The sequence below is a fragment of the Paracoccus aestuariivivens genome, assembly GCF_009711225.1.
In the GTDB taxonomy this organism is placed as follows: Bacteria; Pseudomonadota; Alphaproteobacteria; order Rhodobacterales; family Rhodobacteraceae; genus Paracoccus; species Paracoccus aestuariivivens.
Window position 1 is genome coordinate 156443 of the sequence record NZ_WMIE01000005.1, and the last position, 16604, is coordinate 173046.

At 61.9% G+C, this 16604-nt stretch carries 18 protein-coding genes and 1 tRNA gene; 8 read left to right on the forward strand and 11 right to left on the reverse strand.

Annotated elements, in window-relative coordinates:
- Window positions 1-19: 19 nt before the first annotated feature.
- From GL286_RS10990 to GL286_RS11010, 5 genes are read right to left on the reverse strand one after another with little or no spacing between them, the layout of a single operon-like run.
- Window positions 20-415 (reverse strand): GFA family protein, encoded by a 396-nt coding sequence (locus GL286_RS10990; RefSeq protein WP_155095609.1) that lies wholly within the window; start codon window positions 413-415, stop codon window positions 20-22.
- A complete protein-coding gene (locus GL286_RS10995; RefSeq protein ID WP_155095610.1) occupies window positions 393-851 on the reverse strand; it encodes a GAF domain-containing protein in 459 nt (152 codons plus the stop codon). Before GL286_RS10995 ends, GL286_RS10990 begins: the two co-directional genes overlap by 23 nt.
- Window positions 848-1678: an NAD-dependent epimerase/dehydratase family protein gene (locus GL286_RS11000; RefSeq protein ID WP_155095611.1), complete on the reverse strand. Its 831-nt coding sequence runs from the start codon at window positions 1676-1678 to the stop codon at window positions 848-850. Before GL286_RS11000 ends, GL286_RS10995 begins: the two co-directional genes overlap by 4 nt.
- Complete coding sequence (locus GL286_RS11005; RefSeq protein ID WP_170295153.1) at window positions 1675-2508, reverse strand: glycosyltransferase; 834 nt, start codon at window positions 2506-2508, stop codon at window positions 1675-1677. The genes GL286_RS11000 and GL286_RS11005 overlap by 4 nt, the downstream gene beginning before the upstream one ends.
- Window positions 2502-3719, reverse strand: a complete 1218-nt coding sequence (locus tag GL286_RS11010; protein WP_155095612.1) for an NAD-dependent epimerase/dehydratase family protein — start codon at window positions 3717-3719, stop codon at window positions 2502-2504. Before GL286_RS11010 ends, GL286_RS11005 begins: the two co-directional genes overlap by 7 nt.
- Before the next feature lie 151 nt (window positions 3720-3870).
- Here GL286_RS11010 and GL286_RS11015 point away from each other — a divergent pair, with 151 nt between their 5' ends.
- The 5 genes from GL286_RS11015 to GL286_RS11035 all read left to right on the forward strand — a co-directional run bounded on the left by GL286_RS11015 (window position 3871) and on the right by GL286_RS11035 (window position 7593).
- A complete protein-coding gene (locus tag GL286_RS11015) occupies window positions 3871-4320 on the forward strand; it encodes an RrF2 family transcriptional regulator (protein ID WP_155095613.1) in 450 nt (149 codons plus the stop codon).
- A gap of 158 nt (window positions 4321-4478) precedes the next feature.
- Window positions 4479-5330 carry a shikimate dehydrogenase gene (locus GL286_RS11020; protein ID WP_155095709.1) on the forward strand — a complete coding sequence of 284 codons (852 nt, stop codon included), beginning with the start codon at window positions 4479-4481 and terminating at the stop codon, window positions 5328-5330.
- Entirely contained in the window at window positions 5327-5923 is a 597-nt protein-coding gene (gene coaE / locus GL286_RS11025) for a dephospho-CoA kinase (protein ID WP_155095614.1), read from the forward strand. Before GL286_RS11020 ends, coaE begins: the two co-directional genes overlap by 4 nt.
- On the forward strand, window positions 5916-6626 hold the full coding sequence (dnaQ, locus tag GL286_RS11030) for a DNA polymerase III subunit epsilon (protein WP_155095615.1): 711 nt from the start codon (window positions 5916-5918) through the stop codon (window positions 6624-6626). The genes coaE and dnaQ overlap by 8 nt, the downstream gene beginning before the upstream one ends.
- 88 nt (window positions 6627-6714) lie before the next feature.
- Entirely contained in the window at window positions 6715-7593 is an 879-nt protein-coding gene (locus GL286_RS11035; RefSeq protein WP_246184918.1) for a YihY/virulence factor BrkB family protein, read from the forward strand.
- Here GL286_RS11035 and GL286_RS11040 read toward each other — a convergent pair.
- From GL286_RS11040 to GL286_RS11050, 3 genes are read right to left on the reverse strand one after another with little or no spacing between them, the layout of a single operon-like run.
- Window positions 7590-9377, reverse strand: a complete 1788-nt coding sequence (locus tag GL286_RS11040; RefSeq protein WP_170295147.1) for a histidine kinase dimerization/phosphoacceptor domain -containing protein — start codon at window positions 9375-9377, stop codon at window positions 7590-7592. The genes GL286_RS11035 and GL286_RS11040 overlap by 4 nt on opposite strands.
- A gap of 9 nt (window positions 9378-9386) precedes the next feature.
- Window positions 9387-9977 carry an RNA polymerase sigma factor gene (locus tag GL286_RS11045; RefSeq protein WP_155095617.1) on the reverse strand — a complete coding sequence of 197 codons (591 nt, stop codon included), beginning with the start codon at window positions 9975-9977 and terminating at the stop codon, window positions 9387-9389.
- 6 nt (window positions 9978-9983) lie between these two features.
- On the reverse strand, window positions 9984-10130 hold the full coding sequence (locus GL286_RS11050; protein WP_155095618.1) for a NepR family anti-sigma factor: 147 nt from the start codon (window positions 10128-10130) through the stop codon (window positions 9984-9986).
- Between the two features lie 93 nt (window positions 10131-10223).
- Between GL286_RS11050 and GL286_RS11055 the strand changes: the two genes are divergently transcribed.
- Complete coding sequence (locus tag GL286_RS11055; protein ID WP_155095619.1) at window positions 10224-11030, forward strand: response regulator; 807 nt, start codon at window positions 10224-10226, stop codon at window positions 11028-11030.
- Between the two features lie 46 nt (window positions 11031-11076).
- Here GL286_RS11055 and GL286_RS11060 read toward each other — a convergent pair whose 3' ends face one another.
- The 3 genes from GL286_RS11060 to GL286_RS11070 form a co-directional block, all read right to left on the reverse strand.
- Entirely contained in the window at window positions 11077-12045 is a 969-nt protein-coding gene (locus GL286_RS11060; protein WP_155095620.1) for an NAD(P)H-dependent flavin oxidoreductase, read from the reverse strand.
- A 78-nt stretch (window positions 12046-12123) separates the two neighbouring features.
- Window positions 12124-13179, reverse strand: coding sequence for an aldo/keto reductase (locus tag GL286_RS11065; protein WP_155095621.1), 1056 nt, complete (start codon window positions 13177-13179; stop codon window positions 12124-12126).
- A gap of 20 nt (window positions 13180-13199) precedes the next feature.
- Window positions 13200-13295, reverse strand: a tRNA-Sec gene (locus GL286_RS11070).
- 440 nt (window positions 13296-13735) lie between these two features.
- Here GL286_RS11070 and GL286_RS11075 point away from each other — a divergent pair.
- Together GL286_RS11075 and GL286_RS11080 are read left to right on the forward strand one after the other, a co-directional pair.
- Window positions 13736-15754, forward strand: coding sequence for a hypothetical protein (locus tag GL286_RS11075; RefSeq protein ID WP_155095622.1), 2019 nt, complete (start codon window positions 13736-13738; stop codon window positions 15752-15754).
- Window positions 15755-15763: 9 nt separating this feature from the next.
- Window positions 15764-16585, forward strand: coding sequence for a hypothetical protein (locus GL286_RS11080; RefSeq protein WP_155095623.1), 822 nt, complete (start codon window positions 15764-15766; stop codon window positions 16583-16585).
- Window positions 16586-16604: the final 19 nt, after the last annotated feature.

The following is a 16604-nucleotide window of genomic DNA, read 5'->3' on the forward strand; positions in this document are numbered from 1 at the left end:
GCAGGGCAGGCGGCGTCAACTATTCCCGGGGATCCTGCGGCAGACCGTCGGCGATTTCGTAATAGTCGCCCTTATCGGCGACAAAGATATGCCCCAGCAATTTCAATCCTGTCGGGCTATCCAAAGCACCTGCCGCCACGTCGATAATGTCGGACCCATCCCGCTGCCAGAACAGTGACGATCCGCAAGTGCCGCAAAAACCGCGCCGCGCGAAATCCGACGCGCGGTACCATTTCGGCTCGCCTTCGATCTGCATCGACTTCGGAAGGATCGCGGCCCAGACATGGCCGGACCAACGCCGGCACTGGCTGCAGTGACAGGCGTTCAGGCCATGGCTGTCGTCAAAGGTGCCGCGAAAGCGGATCTCTCCGCACAGGCAATGGCCGGTGAACTCAGTGGCGTCCGAAGGTTTCATCCAGGATCTCCTGCAGGCGGTCTGCATCTTCCTGGGTGAAAGCGTCGGGTTGGTTGCTGTCGATGTCAAGCACGCCGATCAGGCGCTCATTCGCGGCGAAGACCGGAATGACCAGTTCCGAGCGGGTCGAGCTGGCGCAGGCGATATGGCCGGGGAAGGCGTCGACATCGGGAACGAGTTGGGTTTCCCGCGTACGGGCCGCAGCACCGCAGACACCCCGCGCGAAGGGGATGACCAGACAGCCATGCCCGCCCTGATAGGGGCCGATCTTCAGCAGTTCAGGTTCCGTCACGCGGTAGAAGCCGGTCCAGTCGAAGCGGGCGTCGGCATGGTGGATCTCGCAGGCGAGGGTGGCCATCAAGGCGACCTCGTCGGTTTCGCCATGGGTCAGGCTGCGGATGGTCTGGGCGAGTTCAGTGTAATCGACCGATGTCATGCGTCTTCTCCTGTGGCGTCGCGCAGGATGCTTTGCAGGTCATTATGCAGGCGCGCAAGCCCATCCGGTCTCCAACCCAAGGCATGCAGCCTTGCGCAGACCGGCACGCGTAGCAGGCTGGCATCGGCGCGGGCGGGTGGTTGGCGATGGCTGCCGGTCAGGACCGCGATGCCGGACAGCAGGTCGTGATTATCAAGGATCAGGTCGCTGACGTTATAGCTGCCCGACATGTCGGGGGCGGCAAGAACCAGCATTGCGGCATGGCCCAGATCGGCACCGTGTACCTCGGTCGCAACGCGCGAGGGGACCGAGGCTCCGGCAAGGAAATCGCGGATCAGCTTGGCCCATTTCTGCGGCTGGCCGGGGCCGAAAACCCCCGTCGGGCGTAGGCTGGCGGTGCGGAAATCGGAGGAAGATAGGGCGGCGAGTTCCGCTTCGGCCTGCGCCTTGACCTCGCCGTAAAGGCTGGTCGGGGCGGGCGCGAGTTCATCGGCAAGCTCGGCTCCGGCCGGATGGCCATCATGGATGGCGCGCGAAGACAGAAAGACTACCCGGCCGACACCCTGATCGAGTGCCACGTGAAACAATGCCCGTGAGCCGTCCAGATTGGCGCGGGTGAAGCCGTCGGGGTCGGAACCCTCGCCGCCGCGATATTTGCCGGGAAGGTGCTGGAAGGCGCAATGGATCAGCGCATCGCAGCGGGTAAGGTCAGGCGTCTGGCCCAAGCGCCAAGCGGGCAGGGGATAGATCTCATGGCCAGCGGTAACCGCCGCTCGGGCGATCCAGCGACCGACAAGGCCCGAGGCTCCGGTCAGTGCGATCCTCATGTCGGGGCCGGCAGGTCGCGAAGATCGGGAACAGGACCGTCCGAAGCATGAGCCTTCCACAGGTCGATCAACACACGCAGGCTGTCGGCCTTGGCGTGGTCCTGCCACGGCTTTTCATATTGGAAATGCAGCACGCGGATATCCTGCCAGCGCCATAGATCGGGTAGGTTCAGCCAGACATACTGCAGCATATTGTCGAAAACCGGCAGGCCATGCCAATTCGGGAAGTAGGTTTCCAGAAAGGTCTGGTCGGTCCGCCGCCAGAAAACGCCTGGCTGGTCAAGGCGTTTCAGCATCGCCTCGAAGGTCGCTTGAGAGGGGCGAGCGGTAAAGACGCCCGAGTTCAGGCGATGAAAATCAGCAAGGCTTTCATAGACATTCGGGGCTGCCGAGAACTCGCGATAGTCGAAAAGCCGATCGATATTCTGCAGGACAATCGCGTCGGCGTCGATGAAAACCACGCGGTCATAATCGAGTTGCCATAGCCGCAGCTTGGCAAAATTGTCCAACGGCGTGTGGAACGGCGGCTTTTCGCCCTTGGTGAAGGGGGCTGCGCCATGTAGGCGGTCGCGGGTGTGTAACTGGTTGAAATCGTGAGAAGTGGACAACAGATCCACGTGCACCGCGCGTACACCGAGCGTACACAGGTCGTACACCGCGTCGTCGGGCAGGTCAGTGTACAGCAGGACCAGATCAGCGGTCGTGCCGGTCCGGCGCAAGGACCGGAACAGGGCCGCCGCGCCGATCGCGTAGTCGGGGTTGGTCGCGAGCGTGACAAAGGCGCGGTCGGACCGCGCCTTGCCTTGGGGATGGATGCCGGAAGTCACGATACGGAACGCAGCCTCTTGCCCTCGGGGTCATGCTCGACGCGCTTGGCCAGATCCTTGGTCCATGCGCTGACCGCAGGCACGCGCGAGCGGTCGATGCGATGGGCGTATTTGCGCGCGACATCGACCACCTCGGACAAAAGCCCCTCGGCCAATGTGATCGGCTTCAGGCCAAGGCGCAGGAACTGGTCGTTCTTGACGATCAGTTCGTTCTCGTCGGCCTCTTTGCGGGGATTGGGCAGATAGGCGACCTCGGCTCCGGTCAGCTTGGCCACCATCTCGGCCAGATCGCGGACGCGGTGGGTTTCGGTCATCTGGTTGAAGATGCGGACCCGTTCGCCCGAGGCCGGAGCATCTTTCAGCGCCAGTTCGACGCAGCGCACCGAATCCTGAATATGGATGAAGGCGCGGGTCTGGCCACCCGTGCCATGCACTGTCAACGGATAACCGATCGCCGCCTGGATCAGGAAGCGGTTCAGCACGGTGCCGTAATCGCCGTCATAGTCGAAACGGTTGATCAATTGCTCGTGCCGCCGGGTCTGGTCGGTATGCGTGCCCCAGACGATGCCCTGATGCAGGTCGGTGATCCGCAGCCCGTCATTCTGGGCATAGAACTGGAACAGGATCTGATCGAGGCTTTTGGTCATGTGATAGACCGAGCCGGGCCGGGTCGGATACAGGATCTGCTGTTCGCGTGGACCGCTGGGCGTGTCGATCTGCACGTCCAGATAGCCCTCGGGGATGGGCGCGCCGACCGAGGAATAGCCGTAAACCCCCATCGTTCCCAGATGCACCAGATGTGCGTCGATGCCGGTTTCGACCAATGCCGCCAGCAGGTTATGCGTCGCGTTGGTGTTGTTGTTGACTGTGTAGACCTTATGCCGGTCGGTCTTCATCGAATAGGGCGCGGCGCGTTGCTCGGCAAAATGGATCACCGCATCGGGCCGCGCATCGGCCAGCCACGACTTCAACCGCTCGTATTCGGTCGCAAGGTTCAGCAGGTGAAAGTGGATCTTGCGACCGGTCTGCTGGTGCCAGATCCGGCAGCGCTCCTGAATCGAATCCATCGGAGTCAGTGATTGCACGCCCAACTCGGTGTCGATCCAGCGCCGCGAGAGGTTGTCGACGATATGGATCTCGTGACCCAGATCGGACAGGTGCAGGGCGGTGGGCCAACCCACGAAGCCGTCTCCTCCCAGGACTGCAATGCGCATCGTCATCTCCTTGCTGTGCGCGGCCAGACATGCGCGCGCAATGTGTCAGAAATATAACGCTTTGACGTCAGTGCTGTGTTCCCTACTTTCTTGAGAAAGGAAAATACTTGAAGTGATTGCAACCCCGTCCGCTAGTAATTATTGATTTTCCATGATCTCGCAGAAAACCAAATATGCCATCAAGGCGATGATGGCGCTTGCCGACGAAGTCGCCGCGGGCGGCGGTGCCATGACGATCGAAGAGATCGCGACGCGCTCGGGCGCGCCCAAGCGGTTTCTCGAACACATCATGCTTGAACTGCGCAACGCGGGCTATGTCGGTTCGCGGCGCGGGCGCTCGGGCGGGTATATCCTGATCAAGCAGCCCAAGGAAATCTCGATTGGCGAGTTGCTGCGTCAGGTCGATGGCCCGATCGCGCCCTTGCCGTGCCTGTCGCGCCGGTCCTACCAGCGCTGCGAGGATTGCACCGACGAGGCCAGCTGTCGCCTGCGCAAGATGTTCGGGCAAGTGTTCTGGTCCTATCTGCTTCTGATCGAATCCCTGACCTTGGCCGACCTTGTCGAAGAAGGCGGTCTGCCCGAGATGGGAGTCGTTTCGTAAGACGGCAAGCCAGCGAAAAGGTTGCCTTTCTGCCATGCTGCGGGAACGGTCGTCGGCTGGATGCTTGACCCGAAAGAGCGGTGGTTGCACTTCTCTTTCTTGGGATCGCCCTGACGGCGGCTGCCCCGACCCTGCGTTTAGAAAGTACCTGTTCGACCATGCCGGATTCCCAGCCCTCCGCCCCTCATCATGTCCCCATCGCCGGAGTCCTCGGCTGGCCTATCGCCCATTCACGGTCGCCGCGCCTGCATGGGCATTGGCTTCAGCGCTACGGCATTGACGGACATTACATCCCCATTCCCGTGATGCCCGAGCATCTGGCCGAGGTGCTGCGCGCCATGCCCCGCATGGGCTTCGTCGGAGCCAACGTGACGATTCCGCATAAGGAAAGCGTATTGGCGCTGGCCGATGTCGTCACCGACCGCGCCGCCCTGATCGGGGCCGCGAACACGCTCATCTTCCGCTCTGACGGAAAAATCCACGCCGACAACACCGACGGCTACGGTTTCATCGCCAATATCCGCCAGCATGTTCCCGGCTGGATTCCCGATCTTGGTCCCGCAGCGGTGATCGGCGCGGGTGGCGCGGCGCGGGCCGTTGTCGCCTCTCTGCTGGAAAGCGGCGTGACCGAATTGCGCATCGCGAACCGCACCCGCATCCGCGCCGAGCAGATCAAGGCCGAATTCGGCGCCAAGGTCGTCGTCTATGACTGGGCGCAGGCCGGCAACATGCTGGAAGGCGCGATTACCGTGGTGAACGCGACCTCGATGGGGATGCAGGGCAAGCCGCCCTTGCGCATTCCGCTGGACGCGCTCGCCCCCGGCACATTGGTCACCGATCTGGTGTACACGCCGCTGATGACGCCTTTCCTTGAGGAAGCACAGGCGCGCGGCTGCGAGATCGTCGATGGTCTGGGCATGCTGCTGCATCAGGCCGCGCCGGGATTCGAGCGCTGGTTCGGTCACCGCCCCGAGGTCGATGACGAATTGCGTCGGGCTGTTCTTGGATGAGCTTTCTGCTGGGACTGACCGGCAGCATCGGGATGGGTAAATCCACAGCCGCCGCGATGTTCCGCGAACTGGGGCATCCGGTCTGGGATGCCGATGCCACGGTGCATCGGCTTTACGCCAAAGGCGGCGCTGCGGTCGGGCCGGTTGCGGCGGCCTTTCCCTCGGTCCGGCGTGACGGGGCGATCGACCGCGCTGCGCTGAAGGCGGCGTTGGCGGCCGATCCCGCCGGATTCGCGCGTCTCGAGGCGATCGTGCATCCCTTGGTCGCGCAGGATCGCGCCGATTTTGTCGCGCGGCATGCGGATGCCCCCATCGTGGTGCTGGATATTCCGCTGCTTTTCGAAAACGGCAGCGACGCCGCTATGGACGGGGTGGCCGTGGTTTCGGCTCCGGCAGAGGTTCAGCGCGCCCGCGTGCTGGCCCGCCCCGGCATGACCGAGGAGGGCTTCCGGTTGATCCTGTCGCGGCAGATGCCAGACGCCGACAAGCGGGCGCGGGCGGACTGGATTATTCCCTCGGACACGATGGAATCGGCGCGCGCCGCCATCATGGACATCTGCGACCGTATCGTGGCAGGTAAACCCCATGCGTGAGATCGTCCTAGATACCGAGACCACCGGTTTCGACCCAACCACCGGCGACCGCATCGTCGAGATCGGCGCGGTCGAGCTGTTCAACCACCTGCCCACGGGCAAGACGTTCCACGTCTATATCAACCCCGAACGCGAGATGCCGAAAGAGGCGTTCGAGGTGCATGGTCTGGGCGACGACTTCTTGCGCGACAAACCGAAATTCGCCGAGATCGCGGGTGATTTCGTGGAGTTCATCGGTGCGGATGCCAAGCTGGTCATCCACAACGCCCAGTTCGACATGAAATTCCTGAACGCCGAACTGACAAAGGTCGGTCACCCGTCCATGCCTTATTCGCGGGCCGTGGACACACTGGAACTGGCGCGCAAGAAATTTCCGGGCGCGCAGAACTCGCTGGACGCCTTGTGCCGGCGCTTCCGCATCGACAACTCGAACCGGACCTTGCACGGCGCGCTTCTGGACAGCGAATTGCTGGCCGAGGTCTATCTGGCGCTGCGCGGTGGTCGTCAGCCGGGGCTGGTGCTCGAGGCGGTTGCCGCCAACGGACAGACCGGTGCGACGGCTCAGGGACGGGACGGAAATCCACGCGGGGCACGTCCCCGGGAATTGGCGCCAAGGATCACCGAATCCGAGGCCGAATCCCATGCCGCCTTCGTCGAAAAGCTGGGCGACAAGGCCGTGTGGCTTCGTTACCGCGTGGATTGAACGCGCGCGGCCCTGCGGGGTTGCGGAACCTTTTACCTCTGCCGCAAGCTATCCCTTTGCGACGGAACGACAGGGACAGGAAAGTGCATTGCTAAGGGATTGGTGGCAGTTCGTCCTCGCGCTGTTCGAGCGCATGGACAAGATCCACATGAGCCTCATCGCGGCGGGCGTGGCCTTCTATGCGATGTTCGCGGTGTTTCCCGGATTGGCGGCGCTGTTTGCGCTATGGGGGCTTTGGTACGATCCCGCCCTGATCGAGCAATATGTCCACTTCATCGACGAGTTCATCCCGAAGGGCGCGGCCGATATCATCTACGGACAGGTCAACGAACTGATTGCGGCTGGCCGGACACAGCTAGGCTGGACCACCGCGATCTCGTTCCTGATCGCGACGATTTCGGCGCGGGCCGGTGTGGATGCGCTGATCCGGGGGCTGAATGCCGCGAATGGCGTACGGTCGCATTCGACGATCATGGGATTTCTGCTGGCCTATGCGCTGACGCTGGTGATCGTGGGCGTGGTGATCATGGGCCTTGCGATCATCGTGGTCGTCCCGCTGGTGCTGGCATTCATTCCCGAAGTGCAGTTGCGGGACTGGATGATGGGTATCGTGCCGTGGACCTCCATCTTCCTGATCGTGCTTGTGGTGATCGGGATCATGTACCGCTTTGGCCCGAACGTGAAATCGCCGCGCAGCCCGATCTTCACTTGGGGGGCGCTGTTCGCGGCGCTGGCATGGGCGGCGGCGTCATGGGCGTTCTCGACCTATCTGTCCAGCTTCAACAGCTACAACCGGATCTATGGCTCGATCGGGGCGGTGATCGCGCTGCTGATGTGGTTCTATCTGGGCGGGTTTTCGGTGATGATGGGCGCGCTGATCAATCTTGAACTGGCCCGCCACCGTCGGGTCGCCGCCGCCCGCAAGTTACGGCAGGCCGCCCGTGCCGATGCAGCGAAAAAACCCTAGTGGCGCGAACCCGGACGCGCCGCCGAGGTCAGAACGACATCCGAAGTCGAAACCAGTCCGGCAGGCTTGCGTTTGACCGGATCGACACGGAATGTCAGCCGCAAGGTAAATCGACCGGGGATGTGTTCCTGTTCGGCATGGCCTTCCAGCTGGCTGGAAAAGGCTTCGATCAGCTGGCTGCCAAGGCCGGTTCCCTCGGGCGGGGGGGCGTTGCCGGTCGAGTTCTGCACTTCAAGCGTCGCCTGACCTAGACCATCGTTATGCAGCGTCACCCGTACCCATGGCGGACGGCCATCTGTTCCCGAGCCGGAATATTTCAGCGCATTGGTAAAAGCCTCGGTCGCCAGCAACGACAGTGGCACGGCCTGATCTGGCATCAGGACCAGCGGCGAAAGATTGGTTTCGACCTGCAATCCCGTGCCCGGCTCGACCGAGGCGTTCACCATCTGGTTGATGATGTCGCGTAGCAACCGGTCGGCCTCGACCGAATCCAGATGCTCGGCCTGATACAGGTTGCGATAGATCGTCGCCAATGACGCGACGCGATCCTGTACCGACCGCAGAACCCGCCGCGCGTCCTCGTGGTCGATCACCCTGATCTGCATGTTGATGATCGAGGCGATCAGTTGAAGGTTGTTCTTGACGCGATGGTGAACCTCTTTCAGCAGCACGGTCTTTTCGTTGACCGCGGCCTCCATCGCGTCCTCGTCACGGATCAGGATCCGCGCCATGTTATGGAAGGTCGAACTCATATCCCCGATCTCGGTCGGAGCGCCCTGCAGCACCGGAGGGGGCGCGGACCGGTCGCCGATGGCAAAGCGGCGCATCTGGCCCCGCAATTCGCGGATGTGCCGCAGGACAAGGCGGTAGACGGCGAAATAAGCCACCGCCAACGACGCGCCCCACAGGATCAACGGCAGAAGAAGCGCAGTCCGCCGGGTCTGGTCGATGCCCGCGATACCTGATTCCGAACGCGTCCATGACCCCATGGCATAGACCAGTCCCGGAACGACGGGGATGACGCTGAAGATCCGCCGCTCGCCTTGCGCAGAATAATCGCTGAACGTCGTCTCGCTGCGCGACAGCAGCGACGGCAGCGATTTGTCGCGCGGCAGCAGGTCCAAAATCGAGGCATCGTCGCGCTCGGCGCCGGACAAGATCTGGCCAAGATTGTTGAAGGTGAGAACCTGAACGCTGTCATTCGCGACGCCCGACACATGGGTCGAGCGCAGCATGTCATGCGACATGGCAACACCGATGAAACCCAGCGGCTCATCGCCGCGATAAAGCGGCTGGATCACGATGACCGATGAAGGGTCATCGCCGCTGCCGACCAGACTTGTCGTGACCAAGGTTCCGGGGCTTTCCGTGAACTTCTTGAATGCCGGATCGTCCGCCATGTCATGCACACCCGGAATCGACGAACATTCGGTCGAACCGTCGAGACGGGTGAAACCGGCATAGGAAAAGTTCACCGTCCGCTGCACGAAACCGCGCATGATGTCGGCGCAGGCACGCGGATTGTCCATCGTCTCAAGGACGGCGGGGCCCAACGCGTCCGCTGTACCGATCGCGCCTTGCAACAAGGCCCGTTCGCCAGCCGCAGCCGTCGCGGTGCGCCCGAGCAGCGCAATTTCGGAAGACCGCTCGTATTCCCGCGACAGGTATAGCGTCTGAATGACCGAAATCAGGCCGATGGGCAGAATTGCCACCGACAATAGTCCACCCAGCCGGAAGCCAAGGCCCTTGGTGAACTCCAGCCTGTCAAGCAGTCGCGGTGCCACAACCGCCCCTTAGCGCGAAACGGGGTGGTTCTGCGCCATCACTGCCAATGTCGCGCGGTCGGTCATCTCAAGCTCTTCGCCATCCTCAAGCTTGAGAAGTTCGGCCAGACGGCGACGTCCGCGATTGGCGCGGGATTTGACCGTTCCGACAGCAACGCCGGTCATGTTGGCAGCTTCCTCGTAAGAAAAACCCGAGGCCCCGACCAGGATCAGCGCCTCGCGCTGTTCGTCGGGCAGCTTGGCGAAAGCCACGCGGAAATCGTTCATCGCCAGACGACCGTCATGCTCGGGGCGGGTCGCTTGCCGCGCGGCATGGATGCCGTCGGTGTCGCTGACCTCGCGGCGGGTCTTGCGACGGGCCGAATAGAACGTGTTGCGAAGGATGGTGAACAGCCAAGCCCTGAGGTTCGTTCCGGGCTGGAACTTGTCGATGTGGGTCCATGCCTTGACGATCGTGTCCTGCACCAGATCGTCTGCCGACGCCCCTTCGCGGGTAAGGGAAAGCGCAAAAGCGCGCAGCGCGGGGAGGTGATCTACAAGCTCGTTGCGGGGATCGGCATGGACTTCGGAGGTACGCGCCGCTTTGGCGTCTTTTGTCATGCGGGCCTACTCCTGCTCGCGCAATTTATCGAGCAATTCCAAAAATTTGTCGGGGATCTTCTGGGTGACATCCTGTTCGTATACGCGCTTCAGGTTTTCATCGATTTGCTTTTCGATGGCGACCTTTCTGCGTTCCTCACGCCTGTTAGTCATTTTTAAGTTATTCCCGAAATTCTTGTGCGCACACACTCTAACAGATACGTATCCTTTCAAGTTCCCTGTGAATACCGCATTTTTGAGGACGTCATGACCGCTGCAGATCTGGCCCAATCCATCAGTCGCGAGCTGCCCTACTTGCGTCGCTACGCCCGTGCGCTAACGGGAAGCCAAACCGCCGGAGACAATTATGCCGCCGCCACGCTTGAAGCCATTCTTGCCGATCGCGGCCTGATGGATGGCGGCGAAGCCCGTATCTGTCTGTTCCGCACGTTCCACGCGATCTGGCAAAGCTCGGGGCAGCCGGTCCATACCGACAGCCAGCAAGGCGTGCATGAAGCCCGCGCGCAGGCCCATCTGCGCAAGCTGACCCCGAACTCGCGCGAGGCCCTGCTGCTGCGCACCATCGAGGAACTGCGCTACGACCAGATCGGTCAGATCATGCAGGTCGAGCAGTCCGAAGCCGAGGAACTTGTCCAGATCGCTCTGTCCGAGATGAGCCAGGCCCTGTCGGGCAAAGTCATGATCATCGAGGACGAGACGATCATCGCGATGGACCTGAAGGGCATCGTTCAGGCGATGAGCCATGACGTCACCGGCGTCGCACGCACCCATAAACAGGCGGTCGAACTGGCCCATGCCAAGCGTCCGGATCTGATCCTTGCCGATATCCAGCTGGCCGATGGTTCGTCAGGCGTCGATGCGGTGAACGAACTGCTGTCCAGCATGGGCGACATTCCGGTGATCTTCATCACGGCCTTCCCCGAGCGGCTGCTGACCGGCGACCGCCCCGAGCCTGCCTTCCTGATCTCGAAGCCCTACTCGGAAGAGCAGGTGCGTTCGGCTGTCAGTCAGGCGATGTTCTTCGCCTCGACCCAAGGTCTGAGCACCGTCTGATCCGCAGGCCCCACGGTGGCGGTTGGCCCGCCACCGACTTTCGCCCCTACAGCGCGGCAAGCGCCTGTTTCGCTTCCGCGTATTCGGCGGCCAGCCGGTCGACCAGTTCGGCTGCCGGCTGCACGGCGCGCACAGCGCCGATCCCTTGTCCCGATCCCCAGATCTGGCTCCACGCCTTGGCTTTCGCCGCGCCACCGCCGAAATCCATCGCCGAGGAGTCTGCGCCAGACAAGGCCGCTGGGTCCATTCCGGCATTCCGGATCGAGGGTGCCAGATAATTGCCATGGATTCCGGTGAACAGGCTGGAGTTCACGATATCCTCGGCCCCGCTATCGACGATCATCTGCTTGTATTCGGCTTGGGCATTCGCCTCGGCCGTCGCGATAAAGGGGCTTCCGATATAGGCCAGATCCGCGCCCATCGCCTGCGCGGCCAGAATGGCACGGCCTGTCGAGATCGCGCCCGACAGCAGCAACGGACCGTCAAACCATTCGCGGATTTCGTGGATCAGCGCAAAGGGGGATTGCTGGCCCGCGTGGCCGCCGGCGCCAGCCGCAACGGCGATCAGCCCGTCCGCGCCTTTCTCGATGGCTTTCTTCGCGAAAGTGTTGGTGATCACGTCATGCAGAGCGATTCCGCCACAGTCATGGGCGGCAGCATTCACCTCGGGGCGGGCGCCAAGGCTGGTGATCCAGATCGGAACGCGGTGCTTGTGACAGATCTCGATGTCGCGTTCCAGCCGGGCATTGCTGCGATGGACGATCTGGTTCACCGCAAAGGGGGCGGCAGGGCGGTCCGGATTGGCTTGGTTGTGGCGATCAAGCTCTTCTTCGATGCGGGTCAGCCAGATGTCCAGAAGCGGCGGATCGCCGTCTTTCTCCCGCGCATTCAAAGCCGGAAAGCTGCCGACAATCCCCGCCTTGCATTGCGCGATGACCAGATCCGGTCCCGAGACGATGAACATGGGCGATGCCATGGCCGGAATGCGCAGATTCGCAAGAATGGGTGGCAGCATGACGGTTCCTCCATGGTCAGCATCGGGGCGCAGGTTGCACCAGCCCCCCGAGACTGCCAACGGGTTCCGTCGCGTCGGTCAGAACGGCATCGGATTGTCGCGGTGCAACTGGTCGATCCGCCCGAGCGCCTCGTCCGAAAGGACCAGATCGATACCCTTCAGCAGATGCTCAAGCTGGCCATAGCTGGTCGCCCCGATGATCGGGATGCACGCGAATGGCCGCTGGCGGGTAAAAGCGATGGCCATATGGATCGGATCAAGCTGCAATTCACACGCAAGCGCATGATACGCCGCAACAACCGAAGGCGCACGAGGCGTGCGACGCCCGCCCAGATCGCCCGGCCCGCCATGAGCCTTGTCGACCGCGGCACGGCTGCCATCGGGCTCGATACCGGCCTGATACTTGCCGGTCAGCAGACCGGCTGCCAGCGGCGAATAGGCCAGCAGCGTCACGTCCTCATTCACCGCAACTTCTGCCAGATCGGTATCGTAAAGCCGGTTCATCAGCGAATATTCGTTCTGGATCGTCACCACCCGCGGCGCGCCGATTTTGTCGGCCATGTCGATCCAGCGCGAGGTCCCCCATGCGGATTCGTTCGACAGGCCAAAGGCACGGATCTTGCCGGCCTTGGCCGCGTCAGCGACGGCCTCAAGCACATCGGCCATATGATCCAGCGTTTTTTGCCGGTCCTGCTTGCGCGGATCATAGCGCCAGTTCTGACGAAAGGCGTAGCTTCCACGAACCGGCCAATGCAACTGATAGATATCGATATAATCGGTTTGCAGCCGACGCAGAGACGCGTCGATGGTCTGGTGCAGGATCTTGCCGTCATAGCCCTCAAGGCGCAGCTTGTCGCTGGGGCCGGCAACTTTAGTCGCGATCTCGACCTTGTCACGACCGCCACGACTGGCCAGCCATTTGCCGATGATCTGTTCGGTCACGCCAACCGTTTCACGCAGCACCGGATTGACGGGATACATCTCGGCGGTATCAAAAAACGTGATCCCCGCATCCGGAGCCAAATCCATCTGGTCATGGGCATCCGATAGGCTGGTCTGGTTGCCAAAAGTCATGGTCCCCAGAGAAACGGCACTAACCGAGACTCCGCTGTTGCCAAGCGTCATTCGTTGCATCGGGAACCTTTCGTCTGGATTGGCGGAAGAGAATGGGAGTCGAACCCACCCGGGACAGGCTCGCTGCCCCAACCGGATTTGAAGTCCGGCCGCCCCACCGGGGACGATTCTCTTCCCCGCCTTTGATTTCAATCTCTAACCATGGATTTCCGGACGGTGCAAACAGGCTTTCGCGGCATTTTTACAACATCCACCGGCGACCAAGTCTTTCCTCGGATCGCTACAGTCCTGTTTCGTAAGGAATTCCTGACGGGCAAATCCGACAAGAAGCGCCCCCATTTTTGCGTTGCCGTACCCAGCCACCAACATGGATTCGCAGGGAATCCATTCATTCACTCGGAAGTGTGGACGCTGCCGACCGGTGGCCGACACAAGCGTATCGGACAAGTCAAGGGTCGCCGCGCGCGAAACCGACATTGCGTTGCCCAATCGACGACGCTTCAAAGAAAAAAACGTCGGGGCACAGAGCAAATATGCCGCAGCGATCTGTCTGGATCGAGGCAAGTCGCTCGGGTATGAGATCGTAAATTATCACCTTAATTCTAAAGGGTTACTGATGCCTGGTCAAAGCAAGCCAAATGCCTCGGAGCATTGCCAGCAAGCCCCGCTTGACCCGGCAGATCACATCTGCGCGAACGATCTTATCGCGCCTGCTGACAATCCGGACACGGCTGCGCTGGCCCTGCATCGGACCGAGGAATTCGCAACCGTAGCGGTCCGATCGACCGAGCATTCCTGCGCCACGACCGGAGTATTTTCTGCCGGCACGACCACCGCACGCTTTTACGACAGGATCGCGCTGGGACGTGCCGCCGTGGCAGATGGAGAGTCTTTCGCCGTCGTTGCGGGCGGTCCTGATGGCCTTTCCCGTCCAACCATCTTTCGCCGCGACGATGCGATGACGCAGACCGCTTTGATCGAGATCCTGTCCCCATCCGGAATGGATGGCGAGACGGCGGCCCTTCGCGCGGTCACCGACGACGACGCTGCCACGTACACGCACGAGTTCATGGCCAAATCCGGAACAAACGCGCGCCGGCGCTATCTGCTGGGCGGGTTTCGCGCGGTGGATGGCGCATGGGAGGCGTCCAAACTGATCTCTCGCGATCTATCCGGCAACGTGGCATCGGGGCGCTGGGTCGATCGGATCACGTCGAGCGACGGCCTGACTACGTTGATGGCATGGGACTATCGCGGGCGTGTGCGCTGCCAGCCCGACGAACGCACCATGGAATACATTGCGGACAATCTGCCCGTCGCGGTTCGCGATTATCCGATGCTGACCAGCGGAACCGCCGAATTCCACAAGCCGCTGGGACCAATCATCGGCATCCACGCCTATGGCCAGTCATGGGAAACGCGGAACGCCCAGACCGGCATCGCGCAAAACGATGTAGCGGGCTACACGCTGACCGGTCAGTTGTTCCCGAAAAACGTCCTGACCCTGAATGACGGGCGTGGCTTTCTGGGCTGGGAAGGCGCGGCGGGCCGGATCGCTTCGACGGCATTCGCGGCGGGCTCCGAGACGGATACGGATATCCAGACGCTTGTGGGCGCGATGGCGTTCCGTCTGGCGCGATCCGCGAATGACGAAGGTCGCCCGCTGGTCGTCATGGCGCGCACCGAGGCCAAGGGCGGCACAGCGCTGGAGTATCTGGCTTCGCCGGATCTGCCCTATGCCATAGGCGACGGGGCGTGCTGGGCCGCGTGGGAAGGCGCTGTGCAAGACGCTTTCGACATCGCCACAGGTCTGGGCGTAGCCTACGAGGTCCGGTTCATTCCCTGGACGCACGGTCAGGCGAATACCGACGACAGCTACGCCACCTATCGCACCAATATGGAAATGCTGCTCGACCGCATGAGCCGAACCGTCATGTCGATCACGCGCCAGACCATCAAGCCAGTGTTTATGGTGATGCAGCAGATGCCCACGCAAAGCAAAGGTTACGCTGATCACATCAAGGTCACATCTGATCTGTGCCGTGAGCGGGATGACTGTGTGATGATCACAGGGGGATACGGTCACGAGCATATCGACCACATCCACCTGACCCGATGGGCCTCGGTCGAGATCGGCGAATTGCGGGCCATCGCAGCGGAGAAAACACTGCGCGGCGAACCGTGGGGCGGGCCCATGCTGGCCAATCCCCGCCGCTCGGGCGCGGTGGTGACCTTCGACGTGATCGGCGCGCATGACGTCGTTGTGGATGAAAGCATCGTGTCGGACCGACACCAGACCGGCGGCGCGTATGATCCCGCAACCGGGGCATATTCCGGGGGCAAGCCCGTTCCGTTCTACGGCTTCGAGGCATCGGTCGACGGGTCAAAGCTTGCCATCGACAGCGTCACGGTTGATCGCCGCAGGATCACCGTCACGCTGACCAGCGCACCCGCATCCGGTACGCTGCAAATCCGCTACGCCATGCATTACAACGGCACAGTCAATTCGACTCGCGGCGACAACCGGTCCGCGAACCGCGGCAACATCCGCGCCGATTGGCAGGGCCGTTCGATCCTGACGGGGCGGCCACTGCACCGCTGGATGGCGTCCGACTATTTCAACTTCACGATCTGAGGGGGCCTCATGGCACAGATCATCGGCACAGGGGATCCGGTGAACGCGGGGCTGTCGACATTCTACGACAACACCGTGGATTTCAGCGGGTTCGGGTTGACCGACCGCTTCGAGTTCAAGGCGTCCACGATCGTGCGTGGCGACGTTTCCGGTACGCTGCGGGTGTCGCGGGTCAACCCGATCGGCACATCTCGCCCGCTGACACAGGCAGAAACGACCAACCAGCCAGCCTATCTGGCCGCGGGTGGACCGAACGGGCTGACCGATGCCCTGGAGTTCGTGAAAACCAGACCCGATGGCATGATGCTTGGTGATCTGGATATCGGCAAGCTGACCAAAGTCCTGATCATCCGCCCGACGATCACCGAAGATGCGTTGAATTATCACCTGCTGTCTGCGCGCTCGACCGGTACGGGTCGAAACACATGGATATTGCGCCAGATCAACGGCCAGTTGGGTATGCGGGCATGGGCCGGAGACGTTTCGCCGAACTGGGGCAATGCGGAAATCACCGCAGGCGGGATACCGCTCGGCGCATGGCAGGCCGTGGCGATGTGTCTGGACCCGGACGCGCGGATGGTCAAATGCGGTGTACGGGCGACCGGCGCCGCAAGATGGACATGGGCGACAGCAACATGGCCAGCCGAGTATCCGCCGACCAAAACGCTGATGACGCTCGGGGCCCATAATGCGCTCGGCACGTTTGACAGCTATTCGGGCCGCGTTGCGGGTGTACTGACATTCGCCGGCCATGACGCGCATGCGGAACCCGCGCTGCTTGACCAGATCAACGCATGGGCATTCGGCGCTGTAAGCATCTTCGGGCTTTAGAGGTTTGCGATAGCGCAGC

Excerpts from the sequence above, each read along its gene's own strand:
- GL286_RS10990 (WP_155095609.1), bottom strand. The coding sequence starts at position 415 with ATGAAACCTTCGGACGCCACTGAGTTCACCGGCCATTGCCTGTGCGGA.
- GL286_RS10995 (WP_155095610.1), bottom strand. The coding sequence starts at position 851 with ATGACATCGGTCGATTACACTGAACTCGCCCAGACCATCCGCAGCCTG.
- GL286_RS11000 (WP_155095611.1), bottom strand. The coding sequence starts at position 1,678 with ATGAGGATCGCACTGACCGGAGCCTCGGGCCTTGTCGGTCGCTGGATC.
- GL286_RS11010 (WP_155095612.1), bottom strand. The coding sequence starts at position 3,719 with ATGCGCATTGCAGTCCTGGGAGGAGACGGCTTCGTGGGTTGGCCCACC.
- GL286_RS11015 (WP_155095613.1), top strand. The coding sequence starts at position 3,871 with ATGATCTCGCAGAAAACCAAATATGCCATCAAGGCGATGATGGCGCTT.
- GL286_RS11020 (WP_155095709.1), top strand. The coding sequence starts at position 4,479 with ATGCCGGATTCCCAGCCCTCCGCCCCTCATCATGTCCCCATCGCCGGA.
- coaE (WP_155095614.1), top strand. The coding sequence starts at position 5,327 with ATGAGCTTTCTGCTGGGACTGACCGGCAGCATCGGGATGGGTAAATCC.
- dnaQ (WP_155095615.1), top strand. The coding sequence starts at position 5,916 with ATGCGTGAGATCGTCCTAGATACCGAGACCACCGGTTTCGACCCAACC.
- GL286_RS11045 (WP_155095617.1), bottom strand. The coding sequence starts at position 9,977 with ATGACAAAAGACGCCAAAGCGGCGCGTACCTCCGAAGTCCATGCCGAT.
- GL286_RS11050 (WP_155095618.1), bottom strand. The coding sequence starts at position 10,130 with ATGACTAACAGGCGTGAGGAACGCAGAAAGGTCGCCATCGAAAAGCAA.
- GL286_RS11055 (WP_155095619.1), top strand. The coding sequence starts at position 10,224 with ATGACCGCTGCAGATCTGGCCCAATCCATCAGTCGCGAGCTGCCCTAC.
- GL286_RS11060 (WP_155095620.1), bottom strand. The coding sequence starts at position 12,045 with ATGCTGCCACCCATTCTTGCGAATCTGCGCATTCCGGCCATGGCATCG.
- GL286_RS11065 (WP_155095621.1), bottom strand. The coding sequence starts at position 13,179 with ATGCAACGAATGACGCTTGGCAACAGCGGAGTCTCGGTTAGTGCCGTT.
- GL286_RS11075 (WP_155095622.1), top strand. The coding sequence starts at position 13,736 with ATGCCTGGTCAAAGCAAGCCAAATGCCTCGGAGCATTGCCAGCAAGCC.
- GL286_RS11080 (WP_155095623.1), top strand. The coding sequence starts at position 15,764 with ATGGCACAGATCATCGGCACAGGGGATCCGGTGAACGCGGGGCTGTCG.